Source organism: Paenibacillus agri, assembly GCF_013359945.1.
GTDB classification, from domain to species: Bacteria; Bacillota; Bacilli; order Paenibacillales; family Paenibacillaceae; genus Paenibacillus_AQ; species Paenibacillus_AQ agri.
Genome location: NZ_JABWCS010000213.1, coordinates 155,283 through 180,516, shown reverse-complemented (window position 1 = coordinate 180,516; position 25,234 = coordinate 155,283). Strand labels below are relative to the sequence as shown.

General features: G+C 50.0%; 25 protein-coding genes. 6 read left to right on the top strand and 19 right to left on the bottom strand.

Features of this window, described 5'->3' with window-relative positions; translation table 11 throughout:
- Nucleotides 1-2 precede the first annotated feature (2 nt).
- The 6 genes from HPT30_RS18105 to HPT30_RS18080 all read right to left on the bottom strand — a co-directional run bounded on the left by HPT30_RS18105 (nt 3) and on the right by HPT30_RS18080 (nt 7,215).
- Nucleotides 3-983 carry an AAA family ATPase gene (locus tag HPT30_RS18105; RefSeq protein WP_175372749.1) on the bottom strand — a complete coding sequence of 327 codons (981 nt, stop codon included), beginning with the start codon at nt 981-983 and terminating at the stop codon, nt 3-5.
- 86 nt (nt 984-1,069) lie between these two features.
- Entirely contained in the window at nt 1,070-2,158 is a 1,089-nt protein-coding gene (locus HPT30_RS18100) for a GerAB/ArcD/ProY family transporter (protein WP_175372748.1), read from the bottom strand.
- A 22-nt stretch (nt 2,159-2,180) separates the two neighbouring features.
- Nucleotides 2,181-3,335 carry a Ger(x)C family spore germination protein gene (locus tag HPT30_RS18095; RefSeq protein WP_175372747.1) on the bottom strand — a complete coding sequence of 385 codons (1,155 nt, stop codon included), beginning with the start codon at nt 3,333-3,335 and terminating at the stop codon, nt 2,181-2,183.
- On the bottom strand, nt 3,332-4,765 hold the full coding sequence (locus HPT30_RS18090; RefSeq protein WP_175372779.1) for a spore germination protein: 1,434 nt from the start codon (nt 4,763-4,765) through the stop codon (nt 3,332-3,334). Before HPT30_RS18090 ends, HPT30_RS18095 begins: the two co-directional genes overlap by 4 nt.
- Nucleotides 4,766-4,956: 191 nt before the next feature.
- Nucleotides 4,957-5,949, bottom strand: a complete 993-nt coding sequence (locus tag HPT30_RS18085) for an aldo/keto reductase (protein ID WP_175372746.1) — start codon at nt 5,947-5,949, stop codon at nt 4,957-4,959.
- 180 nt (nt 5,950-6,129) lie between these two features.
- Complete coding sequence (locus tag HPT30_RS18080; RefSeq protein ID WP_175372745.1) at nt 6,130-7,215, bottom strand: helix-turn-helix transcriptional regulator; 1,086 nt, start codon at nt 7,213-7,215, stop codon at nt 6,130-6,132.
- 115 nt (nt 7,216-7,330) lie between these two features.
- On the opposite strand from HPT30_RS18080, the gene HPT30_RS18075 reads away from it, so the two are divergent.
- On the top strand, nt 7,331-8,452 hold the full coding sequence (locus HPT30_RS18075; protein WP_175372744.1) for a saccharopine dehydrogenase family protein: 1,122 nt from the start codon (nt 7,331-7,333) through the stop codon (nt 8,450-8,452).
- A 34-nt stretch (nt 8,453-8,486) separates the two neighbouring features.
- Here the strand turns inward: HPT30_RS18075 and HPT30_RS18070 are convergent, their stop codons facing one another.
- Nucleotides 8,487-9,347 carry a DUF421 domain-containing protein gene (locus tag HPT30_RS18070; RefSeq protein ID WP_175372743.1) on the bottom strand — a complete coding sequence of 287 codons (861 nt, stop codon included), beginning with the start codon at nt 9,345-9,347 and terminating at the stop codon, nt 8,487-8,489.
- 166 nt (nt 9,348-9,513) lie between these two features.
- Here HPT30_RS18070 and HPT30_RS18065 point away from each other — a divergent pair, with 166 nt between their 5' ends.
- The 3 genes from HPT30_RS18065 to HPT30_RS18055 all read left to right on the top strand — a co-directional run bounded on the left by HPT30_RS18065 (nt 9,514) and on the right by HPT30_RS18055 (nt 11,053).
- Nucleotides 9,514-9,720 carry a DUF1657 domain-containing protein gene (locus HPT30_RS18065; protein WP_066368813.1) on the top strand — a complete coding sequence of 69 codons (207 nt, stop codon included), beginning with the start codon at nt 9,514-9,516 and terminating at the stop codon, nt 9,718-9,720.
- 252 nt (nt 9,721-9,972) lie between these two features.
- Nucleotides 9,973-10,404 (top strand): Lrp/AsnC family transcriptional regulator, encoded by a 432-nt coding sequence (locus tag HPT30_RS18060; protein WP_175372742.1) that lies wholly within the window; start codon nt 9,973-9,975, stop codon nt 10,402-10,404.
- Between the two features lie 19 nt (nt 10,405-10,423).
- Nucleotides 10,424-11,053: a LysE family translocator gene (locus HPT30_RS18055; protein WP_175372741.1), complete on the top strand. Its 630-nt coding sequence runs from the start codon at nt 10,424-10,426 to the stop codon at nt 11,051-11,053.
- A gap of 52 nt (nt 11,054-11,105) precedes the next feature.
- On the opposite strand, the gene HPT30_RS18050 is transcribed toward HPT30_RS18055, so the two are convergent.
- The 4 genes from HPT30_RS18050 to HPT30_RS18035 form a co-directional block, all read right to left on the bottom strand.
- Complete coding sequence (locus HPT30_RS18050; protein WP_175372740.1) at nt 11,106-11,474, bottom strand: DMT family transporter; 369 nt, start codon at nt 11,472-11,474, stop codon at nt 11,106-11,108.
- A complete protein-coding gene (locus tag HPT30_RS18045) occupies nt 11,474-12,028 on the bottom strand; it encodes a TetR/AcrR family transcriptional regulator (protein WP_175372739.1) in 555 nt (184 codons plus the stop codon). Before HPT30_RS18045 ends, HPT30_RS18050 begins: the two co-directional genes overlap by 1 nt.
- 145 nt (nt 12,029-12,173) lie before the next feature.
- Complete coding sequence (locus HPT30_RS18040; protein ID WP_175372738.1) at nt 12,174-13,214, bottom strand: Gfo/Idh/MocA family protein; 1,041 nt, start codon at nt 13,212-13,214, stop codon at nt 12,174-12,176.
- Nucleotides 13,215-13,230: 16 nt separating this feature from the next.
- Nucleotides 13,231-14,118 (bottom strand): sugar phosphate isomerase/epimerase family protein, encoded by an 888-nt coding sequence (locus HPT30_RS18035; protein ID WP_175372737.1) that lies wholly within the window; start codon nt 14,116-14,118, stop codon nt 13,231-13,233.
- 126 nt (nt 14,119-14,244) lie between these two features.
- On the opposite strand from HPT30_RS18035, the gene HPT30_RS18030 reads away from it, so the two are divergent.
- Nucleotides 14,245-15,132: a helix-turn-helix transcriptional regulator gene (locus HPT30_RS18030; protein ID WP_175372736.1), complete on the top strand. Its 888-nt coding sequence runs from the start codon at nt 14,245-14,247 to the stop codon at nt 15,130-15,132.
- A 313-nt stretch (nt 15,133-15,445) separates the two neighbouring features.
- Here HPT30_RS18030 and HPT30_RS18025 read toward each other — a convergent pair whose 3' ends face one another.
- The 5 genes from HPT30_RS18025 to HPT30_RS18005 are packed head-to-tail and all read right to left on the bottom strand — an operon-like array spanning nt 15,446 to nt 20,473.
- The gene (locus tag HPT30_RS18025; protein WP_175372735.1) at nt 15,446-16,549 is read right to left on the bottom strand and encodes a Gfo/Idh/MocA family protein; all 1,104 of its coding nucleotides are present in this window, start codon (nt 16,547-16,549) and stop codon (nt 15,446-15,448) included.
- A 17-nt stretch (nt 16,550-16,566) separates the two neighbouring features.
- Nucleotides 16,567-17,298 carry a ThuA domain-containing protein gene (locus HPT30_RS18020; protein WP_175372734.1) on the bottom strand — a complete coding sequence of 244 codons (732 nt, stop codon included), beginning with the start codon at nt 17,296-17,298 and terminating at the stop codon, nt 16,567-16,569.
- Between the two features lie 26 nt (nt 17,299-17,324).
- Nucleotides 17,325-18,485 (bottom strand): Gfo/Idh/MocA family protein, encoded by a 1,161-nt coding sequence (locus HPT30_RS18015; RefSeq protein ID WP_175372733.1) that lies wholly within the window; start codon nt 18,483-18,485, stop codon nt 17,325-17,327.
- Nucleotides 18,486-18,504: 19 nt separating this feature from the next.
- Nucleotides 18,505-19,536 (bottom strand): LacI family DNA-binding transcriptional regulator, encoded by a 1,032-nt coding sequence (locus HPT30_RS18010; protein WP_175372778.1) that lies wholly within the window; start codon nt 19,534-19,536, stop codon nt 18,505-18,507.
- 52 nt (nt 19,537-19,588) lie between these two features.
- Complete coding sequence (locus HPT30_RS18005) at nt 19,589-20,473, bottom strand: LysR family transcriptional regulator (protein ID WP_175372732.1); 885 nt, start codon at nt 20,471-20,473, stop codon at nt 19,589-19,591.
- A gap of 126 nt (nt 20,474-20,599) precedes the next feature.
- Between HPT30_RS18005 and HPT30_RS18000 the strand changes: the two genes are divergently transcribed.
- Nucleotides 20,600-21,493: a DMT family transporter gene (locus HPT30_RS18000; protein ID WP_175372731.1), complete on the top strand. Its 894-nt coding sequence runs from the start codon at nt 20,600-20,602 to the stop codon at nt 21,491-21,493.
- Nucleotides 21,494-21,634: 141 nt separating this feature from the next.
- On the opposite strand, the gene HPT30_RS17995 is transcribed toward HPT30_RS18000, so the two are convergent.
- From HPT30_RS17995 to HPT30_RS17985, 3 genes are all read right to left on the bottom strand, one after another.
- A complete protein-coding gene (locus HPT30_RS17995) occupies nt 21,635-23,125 on the bottom strand; it encodes an MDR family MFS transporter (RefSeq protein ID WP_175372730.1) in 1,491 nt (496 codons plus the stop codon).
- Between the two features lie 20 nt (nt 23,126-23,145).
- Entirely contained in the window at nt 23,146-23,769 is a 624-nt protein-coding gene (locus HPT30_RS17990) for a TetR/AcrR family transcriptional regulator (protein WP_175372729.1), read from the bottom strand.
- Between the two features lie 646 nt (nt 23,770-24,415).
- Nucleotides 24,416-25,231: a GNAT family N-acetyltransferase gene (locus HPT30_RS17985; protein ID WP_175372728.1), complete on the bottom strand. Its 816-nt coding sequence runs from the start codon at nt 25,229-25,231 to the stop codon at nt 24,416-24,418.
- Nucleotides 25,232-25,234: the final 3 nt, after the last annotated feature.

Below are 25,234 nucleotides of genomic sequence, written 5' to 3'. Positions count from 1 at the left end.
GCTTAGTCCGCCCTTCCGCCTTTGGCAGCCAGTAGCGGTTCAGCAGGTACTTCCACTTCGCGCAGAACCTGTTCTACAACTTCTGCAGCCTGCCCCTCCCGAGCCTTCATGCCCTGATGCAGTAGCAGACGGTGTGCCAGCACCGGCACAGCAACGGCCTTAATATCATCCGGTGTTACGAATGAACGCCCTTGAATGAGTGCATACCCTTGGGCAGATCTTAACAGTGCACCGCTGGCCCGCGGACTCGCACCCAGCCTTACCGCCGTAGAACTGCGCGTAGCTTCAGTGATGCGGACGATATAATTCAGAAGATCATCACTAACGCTAATCTCTGCTGCCAGCTGCTGTACTGCACGGATCTCCTCACCCGATGCCACCGCTGTCAGGTTCTCAAGCGGATTGCCGAGCCGGAACCTTTGGAGAATATGTACCCCTTCTTCCAGGGATGGATAGCCGGTCTTGATCCGCATCAGGAAGCGGTCGAGCTGCGCCTCCGGCAGCGGAAACGTACCCTGATTGTCTACAGGATTCTGGGTCGCAATTACAAGAAACGGTGACTCCAGTCCATGCGTAACCCCGTCAATAGTGATTTGGCGCTCCTCCATACATTCCAGCAAACTGGATTGTGTCCGCGGTGTAGCGCGGTTAATTTCGTCGGCCAGCAAAATGCTGGCGAATACAGGGCCCGGACGGAACTGAAACTCTCCGGTCTTCTGATTATAGTAATTAATGCCGCTCAAATCGGAGGGCAAAAGATCCGGTGTGAACTGAATTCGTTTGAAGTGACAGTCCAGCGACTTTGCCAGGGCCTTGGCAAGCAAGGTCTTGCCCGTTCCAGGCACATCCTCCAGCAGCACGTGGCCATTAGCCAGCAATGCGGTCAGCAGCAGATCCACTCCATCTATTTTCCCAACAATAACTTTGGCCAGATTCTGGCGAATATCACCGATAAGTCTCTTACCTTCAAGGATATCTATCATGGATAACACTTCCTATCTGATTAAAGGTATCTACTATAGGATAATCATACCAGAAAGCGTATACATTATAAATGTCCGGATAATGTCTATTCCAACGGTCTTTTTCGAAAACGGATAAGGGCAACGATAAAATAAAACACAGGAAGGCAGTCCACTCCGAACCAAATCCAAATAGCAACCGCGGAGTTATAGTCCCGGTCGTACACCGCTACATTTTGCGAATAGAGGAAGGCAATCACTAAGGCAATCAGCGTCAGGGTCTGTACCATGTACTTCTTCCCTTTGTTGTTGGTCAGACTCGACAAGCAACGGACAGCGACATAAATGAGAAATGCACTGTGGATAAACAGCGAGGAAGACCATATCCCGATTAGAAGCGGGTCTATATTCCCTATAATATTGTCATGTGTAGAGCTGCGGATCATCTCAAGAAATGGATACTGAATTTGGGGACCAAGATAGGCTCCCAGGCTCAGCAAAGTGAGCAGCCACCCTGTAAGTATCGATACCATAACCAATAGAGAGGCCATCGTCAGCTTTTTATAAACATGTTTATCGAGTTTGAGTTCCGGCACAAGGAATAGAAAGACGATCCATTCCGAGACCCAGGAAGTCACAATCCAGGAATCCTTAGCGGCTACGAACGGGTCATGATAGTGCAATAACGCGGGCAGCATATTAAGGTCGACTTCCTGCACGAACAAAAAAACTGTGAAGAGCGATGCCGAAATAATCAGCAGAAACAACCCATCCGTCATATAAATCAAACTTGAGAACCGAAGCTTCGCCGTATACATAATGACCAGCCCTATGAGCAGCTGAATAAACCATGGAGGGGTTCCCCGCAAGTAATTGGAGCCGAAGAACAACACGAAATTCTCCAGATCCAAAGACACATAATATATACACCAGCACAACAGCAACACAATGACAACCTTATGAACCCATTTGCCGACAATACTGCTGCCAAAATCCACCCAAGCCTGTCCCGGTTTCAGCCGCCCTACATAAACCGCACAGAACATCATCCCGATGCTAAGCAACGTGCCACCCATCACCGCCATCCAGGATTGATAGGTTGGACTTGAAATCAGAGTGGGCACGAGAAAAATGGACGCTTGTGAATTCAGATAAATAAACGCGAACCGGGTAAGCTGCCATTTTGTTGTGCGCATGCGGTACTCCCTTCACATTGAATCACACCTCGGTGCCATAATCGGCAATCTGGAAGTTCGCCTTTACTCGGATTTCGGCATGATTCTTATAGTAATCTTCCCAACGGTCACGTATCTTCCGCCATTCCTTTGGATAGTTCCATTCCATGAGCAGGCCTAGTTCCAGCACATCCGCTCCAGCTGTCTTCGTCTTTTGCAGCGCTTCGTTCAAATCTTGAACGGCCTTCTTTTCCAACGCTTCTATTACGATGCGACTGAACACAGTCTTGCTTCGCCTCTCGATGTCCTTCTTGTAGACCAGACTGGCCCGCCCTTTGAGCTTGACATAGAACACAGGCCCGTTCTCCGTCATTCGTACAGTTCTGGACCCCTTGGAAGTGAAGAAAACGGCACTCACACGGCTTTTTCCCTCATCCCAGGTTACCGTCATCACCGGATCCTGAGGATGCCCTAGTGCCCATGCCAGGGACCTCGCGTCCTGCAGGCCGACTGTGCCCCTCATTTTATCCTTTTGGAAAAGCATGGCGCCCTGCATCCCGACCCAATATTCAGGCATAGCCGGAACCGTATCATTCGGATTATTACCAAAGGATAAGTAATTGATGGCATAGCCCATCCCGCTAGCCTCCGCAATCAGACACTGCTTGATGGTTGTGCCCAGTACGTAGTTGTTTTGCCCAAACTTCATCAGGACCTCGCCCGGAAGTGTCTCGAAGGTTGGTGTAAGTTTTGAGATCATCTGCGCCCTTCCCGGAGCGGCGAAAACGTAGGTACCAAGCGGCAAGCTTGGTTCTCTTTTCATCCATTCCAGGAGTTCGGCCATCCGGCTGCTGGCATATTCCTTACCAACCACCACCGCTTTGATCTTTGCCAGGCTGATGTTTCTCGTTAAATCCTTCTGGATCAGCATCAGTGCGTCAGTGACAGTCTCCGCCGTTTTGGTGACTTTCGCATAAGTCTTGTTGCTGCCGCCGCCATCGCCGCCGCCCGACTGCTGCCCATTCATCAAACGGTTGGTCAGGGGGGAACTGATCGACAGCTCGACTGTACCTGGCTTCTTGCCCGTATCGAGGTAAACCGCGTAGACGAAGCTTAATTCATCCAGTTCCACCTTGGACCAGCAGCCCGTCAAATTCAGCATAAGCATTAGGGCGATTCCCAGCTTTAGCAGGTTCATTTTTTTCGCTGCCTCCTTTGGTCCCGCTTGGAAAAGGCATCACTACGCTTGTTCATCTTAGTAGAGGGTACCCGCAGCAGCGTATCCTTCCAATCCTGAAAGACAAAGGGCGCAATCGGCTGCATATATGGCGTTCCGAAGGAACGAAGATTGGCCAGGTGACCATAAAGGACAAAGGCTGCCGTGAACACACCGATCAAGCCCATGGTCCCCCCGAGAATCAGCAGCGGAAAACGCAGGAGCCTGAACGTTAATCCAAGCTCCAGATGCGGAATGATGTAGGAAGCAATACCTGTTATGGATACGACAATGACCATTGGAGCCGATACAATGCCTGCCATTACTGCCGCCTGTCCAATGACGATCGCCCCAATAATTGATACGGTCTGCCCGACAGGCTTCGGAATACGCGTTCCCGCTTCACGCAGCGCTTCAAAGGTCAGCTCCATGATCAGAGCCTCAGTCAACGCAGAGAAAGGAATGTTCTCCCGTGCTGCTGCAATGGTGAGCAGTAAATTGGAAGGTATGATCTGGGCATGAAAGGTAGTGATGGCCACATATAGTGAAGGAAGAAGCAAGGCGATAATGGAGAATACGAATCTTACAATCCGTATCCAGCTGCCCGCGAAATAGCTCTGATAATAATCCTCGGAAGATTGCAGCAGGGAAAAAAGAGTTACCGGGGTTAGCAGCGCAGATGGTGTACCATCCTGCAGCAGGCCGATGCGGCCCTCCATGAGGGAGGCTGCCACGGAATCCGGGCGTTCCGTATACTGGAACAACGGAAATGGCGTTAGCACATCATATGTAATATGCTCCGCCAGATAGCTGATGCCGAGGATGCCATCGATGGACAAGTCCTGGAGCTTACGGTCAATCTCCTCCAGCACTTCTGGTTTATAGAGTCCCTCTATGTACAGTACATACACGTCGGTCTTCGTATATTTACCGATGCTATAATGCTTCATTTTCAAGTCAGGATGCTTGATTTTATGGCGCAGCAGCGATAAATTCGTCTCTATATCCTCAATGAAAGCTTCCTGCGGGCCGATAACCACCAGCTCATTCTGTGATTCGCTGACTGCGCGCTTCTGATATTTGGTGATATCGAAATAGTAAAGGAACGGAAAGCCCTCCATTCCCAGCACCACATTCCCCATGACGACCAGATCTGCTGCTGCAGTAATATCAAAGCATTTCAGACTGGGGATGGAGAACGCCGAGCCTCGTTCCAGCCGTTCGAGAAATTGCGGCCAATCCAGTCCGGAGTTACTCTCCTTTTTCAATATTTCGCTAATGCCTACCTGAAGACTCCGGGGGTCTACAATAGAAGGAATATAGATTAGCGTACAGGCATGCCCATGCACCTGAAAGACCTGATAGACGATGTCGCTGCTCCCAGCTAACTGCTTCTTGATAGTCTCGAGCATCTGTGCATCCACGGTCTTCGCCTCCGGTCATAAGTTGATGGAAATCTGCTTTAGTTTGCCAATTTAACAATAAGTTATGCGATACGAGGTACGGCGGCTGATTAAGCCAGAATGCAAAAAAAGCCAGCCCCGCTTGTCCCGGAACTGACTTTATGAATATGTGTAATCTGTAGCTGTCGCTATAAGCTCTGCTAAAAAGTACGGCCGAGTCCACCGCTGACTTCGTGCGGCACATAGGCGGATTCCAGCCGCTGCACTTCATCCGGGGTCAGCCGGATGTCAACGGCTGCCACCGCATCCTCCAGGTGCTGCATCTTGGTCGCGCCGATAATCGGCGCAGTTACCGGCTTCTTCTGCAGCACCCAAGCCAGAGCCACCTGCGCGCGCGGAATGCCACGCTCTTCGGCAATCTCCTTCACCTGTGTGGCCACACGGTGATCGGCTTCGTCGGTCTTGGCGTATAATTGCTTCCCGAATTCATCGGTCAGGGAACGCGCACTCGACTCTTCGAAGTCCCGTGTCAGCCGGCCGCGGGCCAGCGGACTCCACGGGATGACACCAATGCCCTCAGCTTCGCAGAGCGGCAGCATCTCCCGTTCTTCTTCACGGTACAACAAGTTGAGATAGTTCTGCATGGAGACAAAACGCGTCCAGCCATGGCTTTCCGCTACATGCAGCGCTTTAAGAAACTGCCAGGCATACATCGAGGAAGCCCCGATATAGCGGGCTTTACCCGCTTTGACGACATCATGGAGCGCCTCCATGGTCTCTTCAATCGGCGTCTCACTGTCCCAGCGGTGAATCTGGTATAGGTCAACATAATCCGTACCCAGACGCTTCAGACTGTGGTCGATTTCACTCATAATGACTTTGCGCGAAAGTCCGCCGCCATTAGGACCCGGTCGCATCCGGCCATGAACCTTCGTTGCGATGACCACATCATCACGGGCTGCAAAATCCTTCAATGCCCGTCCGACAATCTCTTCGCTTGTCCCATCGGAGTATACATTGGCCGTATCAAAGAAGTTAATGCCCAGCTCAAGCGCGCGGCGGATGAACGGCCGGCTCTCTTCTTCTCCCAGTGTCCAGGCATGGCTCCCCCGCTCGGGTATCCCATAGCTCATGCAGCCCAGGCAAATACGTGAAACTTCAAGTCCTGTGGAACCTAGCTTTGCATAATCCATTGAACATCATCCTCTCAACCAGAAGTTATGACGAATGCTTTACGTTACTAGTATAGCTCCCGCAGTAGAGAAATAAAAATGTAGCAACATTCCGTACAGCGGGGAGTTCTTCGCCTTGGCGAAATTAGCGGTCAACTAGTATCAACCTGTACACAAAGCCGATTTTTCCGGATCAGCATCTCACGCTTTCTTATCACTGCTGTAACGAGAAAACAAACGCCAGATTAGTTCTCTGCGACTCGTGACACGCGTCTTGGTGAAAATCGACTTGAGATGATCCTGAACGGTGTACGTAGAGATATGTAGATTGTGAGCTAGTTCCTTGGTGGATAGCCCTTTAGAGATTTGCTCCACGATTTCTTTCTCTCGTGACGACAATCCATATGACTCGGCAATTAGCGGCAAAATGTCGGCGATCTGGGCTGGCTCAAAGGTAACAGCCAGCTGAACCTGACCAGAAGACTCGTCCAGTATGCTGGCAGCAATGCCCAAATAATGGCCTGATGGCAATCGCAGACAAATCTTGGCCTTAGAGGGCTGATGCTCAGCAGTCAGCTCTGCAAGCGCGCGCGAGCATACTGCCCGCACCGGACTTGGCAGGATCTCCGGCTCAAGCTGTTCCCACTCCCCAAGCATGGACAGCCATTTCCTGGCTTGACCATTGGACGCGATCGGGTTCAATTCATGAGACAACACAAGGATGCCAACTTCCTCCTGCAGACCCTGAATATCCTCTGGTGGCGTGCTTAATGTGTACCTTCGCAAGGTCTGGGCGATCCATGGCGCGGCAGCCGCCAGAAAGGCTTCCTCCGCTGCCTGGAAAAAGAAAGATCCTTCCGCTGCCCTGAACAATGTCAGGTATCCCCAGCAGGCCCCTCCGGCCAGCAAAGCTGCACGGATTTCATCCCCTAGTCCCGCAGGCTGGAGCACAGCAAGATAACGTCCGCTTCGCCCCAGTTCTCCTTCTGTGGCACCACTAAGTGTTGCCACAGGGACCGGCCGGTGGACCAAATCGTCGTATTTGTTGAAATCTTCATGCAAATATTCATATTCAAACAGCCGGGCATGAATGGCTTCAATACCTTCTCCCGCAATGGCTCCCGTGGACAAGAGCGTGTATGGATCAACCGTTGTGCAGCAAGCAGCATCGAACGGAATCCAGTCCTTCAGCCTGCTAATCATCGCCTCCCTGTATTCATGCGATGATGACGTTCTTCTCTCCAGTCGCTCCAGCTCTTTCTTGAACGCTTCCAGACTCTGTGACATGCCCTTCTCCTTCTGAATCCCACAAATATGGGATGGTTTCATTCTGACTTCACGATGATAATTACTAATTATATAGCAGCACATTATATCATCAAGTCAGGAGAGGCAACACACAATGAACAAGGATATTATCGTCATCGGCGGTTACGGCCATGTCGGCTCACAAATCTGCACCCTGCTCAGCAAACACTTTCCTGGGCATGTCTATGCTGCAGGCCGCAGCCTGGAACGTGCTGAGCAGTTCAGCAAGACCACAGGCGGCAAGGTGAAACCGCTGCGCCTGGATCTCACAGAAAAAGCAGACCCAAAGCTGCTAAAACGGGCGAAACTTATAGTGATGTGTATGGATCAGCAAGATACTACTTTCGCTGAAGCTTGCTTGCAAAACGGAGTGTATTATGTGGATGTTTCTGCTAACGGCGCTTTTCTTACCCGCCTTGAAGCGCTGGCATCCCCCTCTAGACCACTCCCTGGAACAGCTGTATTGAGTGTCGGACTAGCCCCCGGCTTGACCAACATGCTGGCTCGCCAAGCCAGTGAAGCCATGGATCATGCCAACCGCGCGGACATCACCATTATGCTTGGACTTGGTGATAGTCATGGAAAAGCAGCCATTGAATGGACCGTGGACAATCTAAGGGCAGACTTCAATATTGTTGAGAACGGAAGCCTTGTGGCAGCGACCAGTTTTACAAGCGGTAAGATAAGTGATCTTGGGGAGGGTCTGGGGCGCCGCACAGCCTACCGATTTCCTTTTTCCGACCAGCAGACCTTGCCCCGGACACTCGGCATCCCTTCTGTCTCCACCCGCCTGTGCTTCGATTCCCGAATCGCTACCGGTGCTGTAGCTTGGCTACAAAAACTCGGACTGAAAAAAATGCTACGTAGCGAACGAATGCGTAAAGCGGCAGTATGGTCTTTTGGCAAGCTCCGCTATGGTAGTGATCAATTTGCTATTAAGGTAGATGCTTGTGGCACGAAGAACGGTCTTCCCTTTACTGCGGAATATGGACTTCAAGGGAGAAATGAGGCCCAGATCACGGCCCGGGCTGCCGCCGCTGTGGCGGGGGCGATCTATGGTGCAACACTGCCTCCCGGTATTTTTCATATTGAGGAGCTGTTTACTATGGAACTTGCCAGCGATCGTCTCTCACTCAGGCTGACAAACTCCGCGGAGAATGGCCAGTCCTTTACTATTGACGAGATCCGCTGTTGGGATCGTGAGGTGTTTCAATAGCGCAAAAAAATCTGACACTACGAGCGACGCTTCTCTAGCCCTGAAGATAAGGCTTTAAGGTCTGCACCATCTCCAGCAGCTGCTTAGAAGCGTCCTCGTACATTTGTTTAGCTTCCTTGTTCTGTGTAGAAAGGCTGAACAATTCCATGTCTGCTTCGGCTTTTTTGAGGGTGGCGTAGAGCTGCGGCTTCTCCTGTAACTCCGGCACCTTGATTTTGTCCGCATAGAGATCCACGGTCAGATCACCGTAGGAATCTACCTGTCCCAGAAACACATCTTCGGTATTCAATCCCAGCAGTTCGAGCTTGCCTTGCAGCCAGCCCCGGGTCTGGCCCAGATTATCCAGCGGCTCATCCAGCACCTTCCCGTCCATGATGACAGCCAGCGGCTCTTTTTGCTGAGGAACGATAATCCCAAGATCCTTGGCAGTTAACGGCTGGTTCTCCTTTTTCAGCAGGACGTTAATTGTACCGGAGGATTCCATCATCGCAAACTCAACATCAGCGAGCCTGAAGACATCCTTCTTACGCAGTTCAGCCAGCAATTCATCCGAAGACAAGCGCTCCTTCTTCAGATTTTCTTCGAGAATTTTACCATCCTTAACAAGGACCGCAGATTTGAAGTCCATGAAATCTCTTGCTTTCTTACTCTTGATCTGCAACCATTCAGAGCCAAGCGAGACGGCAACCCAGACCGCAAGGGCAATGAGGCCAAGAAACCAATTCTTCTCTGTATCCATGGATATATAGGCCGCCAAGCTCCCGATGGTAATGCCTGTAATGTATTCGAATAACGAGAGCTGAGACACCTGTCTCTTCCCGAGCAATCTGGTTAAAAAGAAAAGAACCACGACGGCGCATAGCGTCCGCACAATAACCTCCAACCATAACGGCAACTGTAACTCCTCCTCTGATTTAAGTGTCCATGTTGCTTAACACATTCATTATTTGTTAATTGAACCGGAAGAAAACAGGGATTTTTTCCCCTGAATAATGACGCAAACCGGAGTGAATCATATTCAACGTTAATCAGTATCAATCACCCGAAGGAGGAACTTACAAATGACGGTAGCTTCGCAGGTAAAAACATGTCTCTCTTCTCTAAAAGGCGCTCAGGCTAGCTTGGAACAATTCGCTCTTTCAACACAAAATCAGGATGCCAAAACACTGTTTACCAACGCTGCAGCACAAACACAGCAAATCGTACAGCAAGTAGAGAGCCGGGTTCAAGAATTGGAAAAAGAAGAGCCTCAATATAAAGGCTTCTAAATAAGAAATGCCCTGTTCCTTTAGAGGAGCAGGGCATTTCTTATTTAGAGGAGAAACATCCGTTTGTGCATAACTCCCTTACGATCTCACTATTTTTGCGGTTAAAGTTTTAAAGTTCAATCCACTTTCAGCCAAGCTCAATTTAATTATTTTAAACCCAATTAGATAAACACTTAAATAAATTTTCATTTTTAGTACATACATTTTCATTTATTTCGTTTTTTGTATAATTAGCCTAAAGGAGTGAAAGCAATGGACGACATCGATCTTCAGATTTTGGAAATGCTCAAGGCCAACGGTCGCATCACAAGTTCCGAAATTAGTAAAGCCATACACTTATCCGTGCCTGCCGTCACGGAAAGAATACGAAAACTAGAGAAAAACGGAGTGATTGATCAATTCACAGTCAAATTGAACCGTAAAGCTATAGGGTACAACTTCGTGGTTTTTATTTTTGTACAACTGAATGGCTCAGCCAAAACTGAGCAATTCCGCAAGAACATTACTCAGTCACCGTTAGTACTAGAATGTCACCATATTTCGGGTGAATATGACTATCTCCTAAAAGTTGGATTACCGGACCTATCCGAAATGGAGAGCTTTATAACGCATACGCTAAAGGCGAATCATGACGTTGTTCGTTCCAATACGATTTTTATATTATCTACGCTGAAAGAAGAATAGAGAAAAGGAGTGCATCCCTATGACTTGGGAATGGCTCGCAAAAGGAATCCTATTAGGAGTTTCTATCGCAGCTCCTGTAGGTCCTATCAGCATATTATGTATCAAAGAGACCCTGACCTCAGGTTTCAAAAACGGACTATCCTGTGGTTTGGGAGCAGCCACAGCGGACGCAATCTATGGTTGTATCGCAGGGTTAGGTTTATCCACTCTCACTACTTTTCTGGTTGACTACAAAACGTTGCTACAAGCCCTAGGCGGACTGTTTATTTGTTATCTTGGCATGAAATCTTTACTATCTACTCCCCGGATGAGAAGCAGCACCGAATCTTATTCTCCAAAAAATTTACTAAATACATACATAGTAACGCTGCTTTTGACGTTATCCAATCCTATGACGATTGTTTTCTTTCTCGGCGTTTTCAGCGCTTCCGGTGTTCAGTTGTCGCATAACAACTCCGACATGCCGTTTTTGATAGGCGGTGTTTTTCTGGGTTCCGTTATATGGTGGATCTGTTTGGTAGGCAGCACTACTTTGTTCCGGAGCAAAATGACGGCAGGAGGCTCGAAGCAGACCTTGTTCAACAAACTGTCTGGATTGGTGATGTTATCTTTCGGTATACTCGCCCTCATTCAATCTCTGGGTCTTTAAAACAAATGCGGGTGTCCCAAACAGCCATTGGCAATTAGGACACCCGCATTTGTTATTTAGCGGAGACCACTTCGGTTTGTGCGGAACTCGTTGTATCCCCGTGACCCGGGCCGAACAGATTCAGGACGACTACACCGATTACGATCAGAGCGATGCCGACAAGACTGCCGGTCGATATTTTTTCCTTCCAGATCAGTACAGAAATAATGACGGTAGCCACCGAACCGACCCCTGACCAGATAGCATAAGCGGCATTCAGCGGAATTGTTTTCAATGTAAGCGATAAGAAGAAGAAGGCTACAACAAAACCAACAACAACCCCGATAACTGGCAGCGGCTTGCTGAATCCTTGTGATGCCTTAAGCATCGACGTCCCGAACAACTCAAATAAGATAGATACAGCTAGATACAAGTAACCCATTATTCTTTATTTCCTCCAGACCATGAAATTAATTGTTCAAACACTTGATCCCGCAGCTTCTCGTCCAGTTGGGCCATTCCGAACAGCTCCGTAAACCATAGCCCATCGGCGGCCAGCCTGATAATGGTAGCTTGTACAGGATCGATACCATCATGGATAATGTTATTCTGCCAGTTCTTGAACTGCTCCCTCATTCCGTCCAGCAGCTTGGGATTTGCAAAAGCAGCAGCGAACAGCGCTGAACTCCTGTCGAGGCCCTGCTCCACCTCCTCAAAGGCGGTTCCCACATATGCACGACTCCACGACCCTTGTACAGTAGGATCAGCCTCTGCCTTCAGCTGGACATTCTGCCCGTATTCTTCATTGCTCTTATCCACCATGCCGGTAATCAGGGCATCTTTACTTGAAAAATGATACAACAGTCCGCCCTTGCTGACTCCTGCTTCCTTCGCAACCGCATCCAGCGTCAGCTGACCCATTCCGTCCCGCTGTACAATTGTTGAGGCTGCATTCAGAATCGCTTCCCGTTTGGAATTGACATTATGAGCTGTCAATAACATCACCTCTTTATATTTAGTGTACCGTCTGGACGGTTTGTAGGTCAATATAAAATTGATACTGGAGAGAACTTTTTATCAATATATACGAAAAAGCCAGCAAAAACGGTTGTAACCGCTTTGCTGGCCCTGTTAAATTTCTTTAAACGTTGATTAGATCTGCAATAACGATCTTCTGCCCGGTTCGAGCACTCTCCAGTGCTCCGAACACCATGGCCATACTGTAACGATTATCCCTGCAGTCTGTCTCTGCCGGACGCTGCTCTTCCAGTGACAAGAACATTTCATCCAGACAACCTGGATGGAATGTATTCTTCATTTCCACTTCCGGGCCTTGAACGGTTTCATAATCATAGAGGAATTTGCCGGTCTGGTCGCCGGATGTCACCACCTCGGCATAAGGCATACCATTGCCATCCCAAAGCGCAGTCCCCTTCTCTCCGGTAATTCGCCAGGAAGCTTCCCATGACGTCGGCGCGCCTTCCGCACACCAGGAACCTTGGTAACTAAACACAGAACCGTCGGACATTTCAAAAATACATATGGCCGCGGCATTCCCAGCATACCATGATCCCGGAGGATTAAATTCCTGGCAATATACCGTCACCGGATTGGCTCCGCTGATGTATCGGGCCTGATCAAAGGTATGTACCGCCATGTCCAGCAACAATGGACTCTCCATCGCATCACGAAAGCCACCGAAATGGGGAGCCAGGAAGAAGCTTGCGCCGATATACCCGGTTCTGCCGATAGTCCCCTGTTCCATCAAGCTCCGTAGTGAACGAATCCGATGATCAAAGCGACGGTTCTGCATCACAGCATGCGTCTTACCCGTCCGCTCCGTTAAGGCCACAATCTCATTACATTCTGCCATTGTGCCAGCGAGCGGTTTCTCTCCGAAGACCTGACAACCCATTTCCAGTGCCGTCCGGGCAATTGTGAAATGGCTTTCCGGAATCGTCACGTCAAATACAAGGGTAGCACCGGTCTCGGCAATAGCCTGCTTCAGATCGGTGAACGTTGGGCAGGTTAAATTATAACGGGCAGCCATTGCTTGTGCAGCCGAGGGGTACAGATCAACCAGTGCAACAATTTCCGTATCCTTCCGCCCGAGTGCATATTCTACCCAGGCATTCGCCATTCCCCCGCAGCCAGCTAAAGCAATGCGATATGATACTGTCATGGTGCGCCTCCTTTGATTAGGTCGGATTCGGCACGAAGCTTCCGCCGCGGCAATGCTTAAGGTAGTTCAGAGCATGAACTTGCCCGGTCATTTCCAGCTCATCTTTGTAGACCGGATCATGCCAGCCTTCAATGTCAATCGTGCCTTTATAACCTGCTTGGCGCAGAATGGTGATGATGTCCGCCCAGTTTGTATCCCCAAAGCCCGGCGTACGGTGCCATACATACTCCTTGGAGCCGTGAATACCATATTCCTTAACGATATCCCAAGCGATGGTTGCGTCCTTGCCGTGCACATGGAATACTTTATCCGTCCATTTGCGCAGCTGCGGGATTGGATCAATCAGAGCCACCATTTGGTGACAAGGTTCCCATTCCAGTCCCAGGTTGTCTGCAGGCACGACGTTGAACATTTTCTCCCAAGCCTGCGGGTTGTGAGCAATGTTCCAATCGCCAGATTGCCAGTTGCCACCCATGGAGCAGTTCTCAAAGGCAATGCGCAGACCACGGTCAGCCGCTTTCTTGGATAATTCACCGAATACTTCAGCGAACTTCGGCAGGGAGTCATCAATGGATTGACCCGGTAGACGTCCGGTGAAGCCGGATACCATATCCGTACCGAACAAGTGGGCTGTGTCGATCAGGCGCTCCCAGCTTGCCAATGTATCTTCGTTGCCGTTAGCATTCGTGAGCGGATTGCCGAAAATACCGACCGAAGAAATAACAAAGTTATATTGGACCGCTAATTCACGCACACGCTTGGCTGTCTCCGCCAGATCTGTCTCCCCGGTTGTTTGCCAAAAGGTTAAGCTGAAGGATTCGAAGCCATGACCTACGATTTGCGGAATCACACGAACGGCATCGCCGCCGCCCACCAAAGTACCGATTCTAAGTGTATCTTGCATCTTGTATACCACTCCAATATTGGTTTATATTAAATTCAACGTTTCAAGTATATTCGTCATTATTAACTAAATCTCTGATTATATTGTGATGTTTTAGTTCAATCTTGTGGTGAAGGATGGATTCCGTTGACTTACCCGAAGGAGCTTAAAGAATACCCGCAACTGGAACAAAAGACGTACCCGTTCCGCTTGTTCATTAACGACCGCCAGGAGGCAAAAGCGGGTGAGAATATTCTCTTTATACACTGGCATGAGCATTTCGAGATCATTGTGATGCAGCGCGGCAGCGCTATTTTCCATGTGGACAGTCACCCTTATGAAGTTGAAGCAGGCGAAGTCCTGTTCGTTCCATCGGGCGGGCTTCATGTCGGCTACTGCCTTAAGGATGGGCCTCTTCGTTATACCTCGATTGTGTTTCACGGGTCTCTCTTCGAAGACTGGAAGCAGGACCCGCAACATGAGCAATTCGTTGAACCATATGTGAGCAACCGATATCAGTTCCCGGTCAGGCCTGCTGAGCATATGCCGTCTTTTGCCGCACAATCGGCACTGCTTCAATCCATTATTGAAGAGGATCAGGTCAAGGGTCCGGCTTATCAGCTGGCGATCAAAAATTACCTTCACCTGCTGTTTACCCTGCTGTCACGGAATTTTTTACCTCAACAGCTTGTTGGCAGTCCCAAAGAACATCACTCATTCAACCGGGAACGTTTTAAGCCGCTGCTGACCCATGTAGAGGAACATTTTGCTGATAAAATTACCATTGAGCAGGCAGCCAAAACCGTCAATCTCAATCCGTATCATTTCTGCAAAACCTTCAAGAAGCTAACCGGGCGTACCTTCATTGATTATGTGAACCTGTGCCGAGTTAATGAAGCCGAGCGGCTGTTGCTGGAGAGCAATCTTAGCATTACCGAGATCGCCGGGCGGGTTGGCTGTGATAATCCCAATTATTTTACGAAGCTGTTCAAACAATATAAGGGCATGACTCCGTCAGGGGTTCGTAAAGTTTGATAATTAACTACCCTGTCTGAGAACGATATTGCGCGGTTTGAATAAAAAGTGTGATAGTATCTTCATATCTGTTTCCATAAATAAGGAGAGATATTGATGTCATTAAGCCGGCTAGAACAGATATGCAAATTGGTCAATCCTGCGTGAGAATGTGAACAGATACGTTCTGGAAATCATGAGGGACGAAAGAAAAGTACGCCTAGAAAGCGATGTTGTTACCTGGATTGCTCAAAAAAGCCCGCCCTTATAAGAATGAAAGTCATAAACAACCATTCGTAGGGGCGGGCTTCTTTTAGTATGACTGAATCACCATTTAGTCCAGTGTATATGGCGCCAAACCAACTGGAAGGGCTGCAGGACGATTACAGGTGCTCTCCATGGCATAGAAACTGCGGGAATCAGAGGAGTCGTGGAACGCCCACATCGCTTCCAGCACGTGATAGGCCAGTTCTCCGTTAGCCCGGTGCGGTCGCCCGGTGCGAATGGCATACGCCATATCCGCTGGACCGATACCACGCGTATTCTGGTCATAGCCAGGCAGCAGCGGCTGCTCGCTCCATTCACTCTCACCTATGCGCCGGAATTTAACCGGTCCGCCAAAGTTATTAGGATCAGGAACCTGAATTGTTCCCTCTGTCCCGTATATTTCAATATGAGGCAGATCACTGCCCCCGAAGACATCGAAGCTGGTGATGAGGGTCGCAATGGCGCCCTCTGCGAATTGCAAGGTTCCGGCCACATGGGTAGGAATATCCACAGGAATCTTCTGCCCGGCTTTTTTCTCGCTGGTGATGGTTCGTTCTGCGAGTGCTTTGCCGGTCATCCCGGCTACGGCAGAGATTGGCCCTAGCAGCTGAACTAACGCAGTGAGATAATAAGGCCCCATGTCGAACATCGGTCCGCCACCTGCGGCATAGTAGAATTCCGGATCGGGATGCCAGTTCTCATGGCCTCTCGACATCATGAACGAAGTGGCTGCCATAGGCCGGCCTATTACACCATCCTCTATTAACTTAAGCGAGGTCTGGATGCCCGAGCCGAAGAACGTCTCCGGCGCACTGCCCACCAGCAGCCCCTTGGCTTTGGCTGTTTCCAGCACCTTGCGTCCCTCTTCCCTTGTAACCGCGAGAGGTTTCTCGACATAAACATGCTTTCCGGCTTCCAGTGCCCGGAGGCAAATCTCGGCATGAGCAGCCGGGATCGTGAGATTGATTACAATCTCGATTTCAGGATCTGCAAGCAGCTCATCTGTCGTATATACCCGTGGAATATTATATTGCTGCGCCTGTTCCCGCGCTCTCTCAAGATTCATATCTGCACAGGCAACTAACTCCAGAATCTCGAACTTGTTGCAGTTCTCCATATAGATGCCGCTGATTTTTCCGCAACCGATGATGCCAACTTTTACTTTATCCATTGGTCTTCTCTCCCGAATTATAGTTGACTGTCTGCCATGCCGCTATAGCTGATCCCTGCACCTGCCGTGGTTCGTCCGCCGTTCTGCTTTCCTTCAGCTGCCCAAAGTAGCCCTCTTCTCATCAGTTCCTTAACTGGCGGTAGTTCCACAATGTCGGCATGATGACCGAGCGAATTGTAGTACACACGTCCTGCTCCCCAGCGCTTCGTCCAGACCACTGGCATATCCACCGCTCCGTTGGCAGCATGAGGCCCTTCTGCTACAGGGAAACGGGTGGTCGCCAGAACTTCGATAGCCGGATCAATATGCAAATAATATTGCTCAGAAGTAACACTGAAGTCGGGAATGTCCTGTACCAGCGGGCTGGAGCTTTGGCGGACATTCACCGTATATTCCACCCCGTCATTGCCAGGATGAGCTACCCATTGCCCGCCCGTCATGAACTGCCAATCCACATTGTTACGGAAGGAATCGCACATGCCGCCGTGACAGCCCGCTAGTCCCGTGCCATTCTGCACCGCAGCCGACACATTATCTACAAGCTCCTGCGAGATCTCGCCCATCGTCCATACCGGAACAATCAGATCCAGTCCTAACAATTTCTCGCGGTCTGCAAACGCCTCCAGAGTATCCGACACTTCCACCTCGAAGCCTTCCTGCCGCAGAACACCAGCGAATACTTCGCTTACTTGCTGCGGTTCATGGCCATCCCAGCCCCCCCATACGATCAATGCCTTTTTTGCGCTCATTAGAAATCTCCTCTCAGGTCTGTAAGCTACATTTCGGACAGGCTGACCCAGCGTCGCTCTTCAATCGAACGTTCCACGGCTTCAAGCACAGCCTGGCATTTCACACCGTCCCGGAAATTGGGTTCCGGCTGACGGCCTTCTTCGATGGCATTCGATAATTCCAACACTTCATGAATGAACGTATGCTCAAAGCCGATAGTATGCCCGGTCGGCCACCAGGCTGCTGCATATTCATGAACAGGATCGGTGGCCAGCACGCGGCGGAAGCCTTGTATATCCTCATCATCCGAAGTCAGGAAGACTTCCAGTTCATTCATGCGCTCAAAGTCGAACCTAATACTGCCAAGACTTCCGTTGATCTCAAAAGAATTGGTGGAGCGGTGTCCCGCAGCAAAGCGTGTAGCCTCGAAGCTGCCAATGGCACCGTTTGCAAAACGAGCCATGAAGAGCGTAGCATCATCTACTGTAACTTCACCCCTAGGTCCCCCTCCGCTTCCTTTAGCAGTAAGGCCTGTCATCTCGGCAGCTAGCGGGCGCTCCTTAATGAAGGTCTCGCTCATACCGATCACTTCCTCCACATCACCTACAAGGAAATGCGCCAAATCAATAAGATGCGCCCCCAGATCCCCAAGAGAGCCGGAACCGGCAATTTCCTTCTGTAGTCTCCAGACCAGCGGGAATTCCGGATCGAGAATCCAGTCCTGCAGGAACCAGGCCCGGAAGTGATGGATTTTGCCCAGGCGTCCACTCTCCACCAGCTTCTTCGCCAGCCGTACGGCTGGGGAAAAGCGGTAATTGAAGCCTACCATATGGAGAACGCCGGCCTCCTCGGCCGCCTGAAGCATCTCCCTGGAATCCGCCAGCGACAACGCCAGCGGCTTCTCGCAGAACAGATGCTTGCCAGCTTTGGCTGCAGCCAGCGCAATTTCCTTATGCACATTGCTTGGCGCATTGATATCCACCAGGTCAATATCGTCGCGGGTCACTAGCTCCTTCCAGTCTGTCTCGGTATCCTGCCATCCGAGCCGGGTTGCCGCTTCCTGCAAATATTCAGCATTACGTCCACAAAGCACGGACATTTCCGGTTTCAGCGCCTGTGGAAAAAACATCGGCAGCGTCTTGTAGGCATTACTGTGGGCCTTGCCCATAAATTTATACCCGATCATTCCAATGCGCAGTTGTTTCATTTAATGCCTCCTAGGGAATTCAATTGAGGGTTGAAGCACGTACAACGAGCTCTGTCGGAAGCTTGATCCGAAAAGGCCTGTCTTCGGCCGTCCCGTCCTCCGGCGTATCCAGCACACGAGCTGCGGCCAGCTCGCCCAGCCGATAAAATGGCACACGCACACTGCTCAAGGCTGGTGTGGTCAATTCGGCCGCATCGGAATCGTCATAACCGAGAATAGCAGGCATGCGTTCCCGTGTAATACCCAGTTCGTATAAGCCTTGCTGCAGACCGATCGCCATTCGGTCATTAGCGGCAAACACGGCATCAATCTCTCCTAGAACGGCTGCAATTTCCGTAGCCGCCTGGACACCGCTTCTGCGGCTGAAGTTCCCTTCAAATAGTAAAGAAGCGTCCACAGATAACCCCGCTTCACGTAGTGCACTAGAGTACCCCTCCATCCGGTCGCGACTGTTCGAATAGACATGCGGTCCATTCAGAAAGGCAATTCGCGTAAATCCCTGCTGAAGCAGATGCTGCACAGCCAGTGTGCTGCCCTGAATATGGTCTGCATCCACTTCGGGGAAGTCCTCCCCTTCAAAATGCTGGTTAATAAGACAAAAAGGGTATCCTTCCTTCTTCAAGCGGCGCAGCGCCTCAAGCTCTCCCTGCTCCTCCTTGGCACCCAGTACAATACAGGCGTCCACCTTGCGCATTCGAAACAGCCCGCTGTAATCCATGGTCCCATCCGAGTTGCGAAAGAGCATGAGCAGATCATATCCTTCGTCCCGGGCTTTGTTCCCGATACCGCTTAGAATCTCAGAGAAATAATAAGCAGAGAACAGACGCGCTTTGGGCAAATACGGCATAACCACACCCAAATTGCCGCTCCGTTTACGGGCAAAGCTGCGGGCCAGCGAGCTTGGCGTATAACCCAGCTTGTGGGCTGCTTCCAGCACCCGCTGCTTCGTCTCTTCCTTGAGCGGACCGACATCATTCAGCACACGGGATACGGTGGCTTCAGATACGCCGGCCAGCTCGGCCACCTCTTTTCGGCTGGCGATAGGAATCAACTCCTTCTTCAAAATGTACACGCGTACATTCTCTCATGCAAAGCCCGCTTCGTCAATTCTTTTCTGCATGAAGCTCCACCCATTCCTGCACATGCCGGACGAATTTTTTAGTTGCAGGGGAAGCATGTTTCATCGAATGGACGGCGATTCCAAGCGATCTGAAGCTCGGCTCCTCAAGTTCCAGCATTACCACGCTATGATTCTGACGCTTGAGCACTAGCTCCGGGAGGATACTCATGCCCAGTCCTTTATCCACCATGGCAATAATCGCGTAATCATCCCCTGCCGAAAATTTAACATTTGGCTCAATGCCAGCCTTCTCCAGCACCCGCCGAACATCATAGTCCGAGCCGGCCTTAGGGATAATGAAATCCTCATGCGCTATTTGCGGAAGGGGAAAATAAGGCGCCCCGCTGATAGGATGCTCCTGCGAGACAATGGCGAGCATACGGTCTTTTTTCAAAGGAAAAACTTCGAACTTATCCCGCGTGGGCAGCGAAATAAAACCACAGTCAATCACCCCGGCCTCGATCCATTGTTCAATCTCCAGGTAATCCCCTTCCATAAGCTTGAACTCGATGTAGGGATACAGACTGCGGAATTGCTTGATCATCCCGGGCAGCCAATGGACAGATACACTGGTGAATGTGCCGATGGTAATCGTTCCCGTCTCCAGCCCATGAATGTGCGTTACCTTCTGCTTCAATTGCTCATTCCAGTTCAGAATCTCACGGATCGGCTGAAGTACCTGTTCCCCGTTAACAGTGAGTCTGACCCCCGAACGATTGCGGATCAGCAGCGAGAAGCCAAATTCCGTCTCCAGACTGTTGATGGTATGACTGATGCCCGATTGGGTGAACCCCAGAACCTCTGCTGCTTTGGTGAGGCTGCCTAGCTCCACTACCTTTAAAAACACTTCGTATTTACTGAGACTCAAGCTAGTGTCCTCCTCACTCATTTACATTAGTTTTACTCATGCATTACATGATAAACATTCAGTTAACTTATATAATCAGGCATATTATACTATACTAACTTTGATGATTAAAAGGATGATGAATTGATGAAGCCGTTTAAGGCTGATCTCTTGCTGCTGATTGTAACTGTATTTTGGGGCTCCTCCTACCTGTTTATGAAAATGGGACTGGACTCCCTCGGCGAATTTAATCTGATCGCGCTCCGATTCGGACTTGCTTTTATATTGTCTGCCGCGATTTTCCACAAGCGCCTGCGCAGGATCAATACCAAGACCTTGAAATATGGGGCCTTGCTTGGCTTCCTGCTGCTGGGCGTGTTCACATGTATTACGTTCGGACTCAAGACAACCACCACTTCAAATGCCGGGTTCCTGGTCGCGTTGACCGTCATTTTCGTTCCATTGCTTCAGATGCTGTTCTTTAAAAATAAAGTCGGATTCCCGCAAATCTTCGGCTCCCTGCTGGCCATCGGCGGAATCGGTCTGCTAACGCTGAATTCTTCGCTGACCGTACAGCCCGGCGATCTGCTCTGTACGCTATCGGCGGTATTCTATGCCGTACAGATCATCGTTACCGGCAAAGCTGTAAAAGAGCACGACACACTAAGCATCGGCATCCTGCAGCTCGGCTTTGCCGGCGGCTATGCACTAGTGCTATCCCTGCTCTTCGAGACGCCTCATCTGCCCTCTACCTTGCCTGGCTGGACCGCCATTCTGGCACTGGGCATTCTGTTCAGTGCTTGCGGCTTCATCTTGCAGCCGGTGGCGCAGAAATACACTTCGCCAGCACGCACCGGACTCATTTTCTCGCTGGAGCCGGTCTTCGCCGCCTTGTTCGGCTTCTGGTTCGTCGGTGAGAAGCTGACGCACCAGGGGTATGCCGGGGCGGCGCTCGTGCTGCTCGGCATTGTTGCTTCCGAGCTGCTGGGTAAGGCATCCTTCGCCCCGGCTTGGATGCAGGGGAAACGCGGCGCCAGTTGATGGCGCAGTCTTAAGGGGGCGTGCAACAGTGTCTGCCCCCCTTATACTTCATGCACAGCAAAAACCGCAAGTCTCCAGCTAACGGAGCCTTGCGGTTTTTTATGCTACAACTATGCATTACGCATTCCTGAGATGAGTGGCTTAGTGTCCCATCATCATAGCTGCATCAGCCTTATCGCCCTCTCCAGGGTTCGCGGTTGCCACCTTTGGCTTGCGCAGGATGATACTGATGACTACACCAGCCACGGCAATACAGCCGGCCAGGAAGAATACATCATTGAAAGCCAATACAGAGGCCGCCAGCGGATTGCCGCCTTTGCCCATTTCACCCATATGGGTTGTAACTTGACTGGTTAGGTAGCCGGTCATACCTGCTACAGCAAAGGAAACAACGACTTGTTGTGCAGCTGCAGTAAGCGGTGTTACACGGCCGACCCATTCACGCGGTGCGGAATTGAGTACATGTGTATTCAGTGGCATCATGGTCAAGCCCATACCCAGACCCATCATGAACAGGTATACCATAATCTGTGGGAGCGCGGTATCCATTGTGATACCCGACAGCATGAATAGCGCAACAGAGATAATCGTCAGGCCGACAAAAGCTAACGGACGTGCACCAATCTTGTCGAACAGGCGACCACCTATCGGCATACCGAATCCGGCAGCCAGCGCCTGTGGTAACAAAATCAAGCCAGTCTCAAGCGGTGAGAAATTGCGGATCTGCTGAAGGTAAAGCGGAACGAACAGCATGGTACCGAATAGTGCCGCTTGGGTTACCCAAGTCAGGATAATACCACGGGTAAAGTCGGAAGAACGGAAAACGCGCAGCTCCAATAGCGGATGCTTATGCAGCAGCTCAACGATAATGAACAAGATCAGAGCTACGCCACCAACAGACAACCCTACGATTGTCGATGTGGATGACCAACTGCCACCACCGCCTTCGTTAACGCCGTAAGCCAGCATGGAGAAGGCGATTGGCGCCAGGATCATGCCCAGCAGATCGAGATGTGTTCTGCCTTTTTTCTCGGAAGTCGGCAAGTATTTAATACCCAGAATAACAGCTACGATACCAATTGGCAGGTTGATCAGGAAGATCCAGTGCCAGCTCACGTACTCCACCAGCCAACCGGAGAGAATCGGTCCAAGGGCTGGGGCAAGCAGCATCGGAATCCCGAGCATCCCCATGATGGAGCCTCTGCGTTCCGGCGGTGCCAGTTTGAAGACCATGGCCATCCCGATTGGGGCAACCATCCCGCCGCCAAGGCCTTGAATTACGCGAAAAAGAACAAGTTGGCCTGAAGTTTGGGCTATGGAGCACAGTACGGAGCCCAGTACGAACATAATTACCGTTGCCAGAAAGACCTGCTTAGAGCCAAAACGGTCAGTCATCCAGCCAGCCAGCGGAATAACCGCAGCCAGGGCTAGTGTATAGCCTGTTATAGCCCATTGCACTGTCTTGAGATCTGTCGAGAAGTAATCGACAAGTTTAGGAACGGCGACATTGACGACTGTACCGTCCAAAATAACCATGATCATACCTACGATAATCGCCAGTAATGGCGGAATGATGGCTTTCAGCGAGAAAGGCTGTCCCTCTGCCGTATTTCCATTCACACTATTTGACATGCTTTTCTCCACTCTTTTCTCTATAAAGTATATTTGTTGAAATAATGCTCAAACAGAGTATCAATCTGCTCATCGAGAGCCGGAAGGTTAAACACCGGGGTAATCTGTTCCCTCTTGCCAGGCATGTTTGTAATCAGCGCTGGAATTACAACGGCTCCATACAACTGAAGCATCATTAGCTGCAGCCTGTTATCGTCCTCTACATGAGTGATTTCTTTCAATGTATTGTGCATTTTCTTGACCCTCAGGATTTTAGCATATCGATCATATTCTGTAGGTGAGCACATGATCTGGGGTCCCTGCTCCAGCACCTGTCTGGCCAATCCGGGATATCGGAGAAGATTCACAACATACCGACTTAAGAATTGCTTGAGCCGCTCCTGCGGCAGCAAGGAAGCATCTTCAAGTGCCTGGAAGGCATCATCGAACGTTGAAAGCAATACACGAACGGCATCACTCATTAGACTTTCCTTGGAGCCGTAATAATAATTCACCAAGGCAAGGTTAGTTTCCGCTCTGGCGGCAATTTTACGCAATGTCGCACATTGGAACCCTTCCTCTTTGATCAACATCACCGTGGCATCCAAAATCGTCTGTTTTGTATCTTTATCTGAATGGTCCGCGCTCTGGTCCAGTGTGTTCATCGCTACCGTTACAACCTCCTTTCTTCATGTAATCATTGTTTTAAACACTGTTTAATCGAACATTAATGTACTCCCGAACGCCTACTCTTGTCAATAGTCAACATCAGGTAACGGGTGTAATCTGCACCTTCTTGTCTGGCAGTTTGGTCATCACACGTTATACTGCCCCTGGAGACGTAATAAATAATTCATATTTATAGTCTCCTTTCAGCATGTAATCACTGTTTTAAACAATGTTTAACGGAACATTAATTTACACCCGAACACCTGACTTTGTCAATAGCCAATATTAGGCCCTCCACTTGGACATACAGAGTAGTGTTACGGCTGGTTATTATGGAATTACAATTATCCCGCATCCAACTAACAGCATTTTTGTACCTTATTTTTCTTTAATATAGATAAATGAGGTAAATAAGGGCATTATTTTATCTTAATTTTCCAAAAAAGCACGCTGGACAAGTATTCTGGAAGATTTAAGGTACATTTTTGCACTTAATCCCTATTAACCCTTAGCTGATGAAGATTTAAGGTACGAAAATGCCGTTAATTACACTTCGAGACTTTTTTATTATAACTTCGTATGCTGATCCAATGAAAAAATTAGCTTTCATACTTTCAGATGGTTCTGACCGCAACCTCCTTATTAGGATAGCAGTCCCCATAACGCTCGGGTCCAGGCGATACTCAATCCGGTGCGCTCCATGTTATTTTGGCTGACACTACCGTATGCGGCTTGTCCGGCTACCAGTTCACATCCCGCCCTGTAGGCTTCGTGCAAACGTCTTTGTAACAAAGCGCTCTGGAGCCCGCGCCCCTGGAAGGCTGGCAGGGTCGCTGCGAGAGCACAGGAAGCAACTCCTTCATAAATATGCATGGCCGCAACGGCTGCTGCCTGCCCTTCCCAGAGGCCGAGGAATAGCTTCCAGCCTGTACGATGGAGAAGCCCGATATTGTTGCTGATAAAGTGTCCTTTAGCCTCCAATGACATGCCGGAAGCCAGACAATGCACCTCCGCATATGTGTCAAAGAGGTCCTCATCCACCACCTCAGTAACGGTGATATTCACGGGTAGCTGAGCTGGCTCGGCAAGCGGCAGTCCATATAACACGGATTGAAAACTGTGCTGGTACAGCCCAAGTGACGCTAATGTTCCCAGCAACGCCGGACTACTCTCAACTGGGTCAATCTCGATTTGAAAGCTACGGTCTCTAGCCCGGTAGAAATCTGCAATCGCCCCAAGCTCATCTTTCTCAGCGTCTGTAATCCCTTTTACGGAGTTAAAGAGTGCCCATGGCATCTCCTGTATGTAATAAGCAGTAGCCGTTCCGAAATGCCGGATCTCCACACCCATGGGGTTGCCAGACCGTTCGCCGATGGAAGCTATTCTGGAGGTAAAGAAGCTAATTTCCGCCTGCTGCAGCCGTTTGGCCAGTTCCTTGTTAACTACGGGTAAGCTCATAAT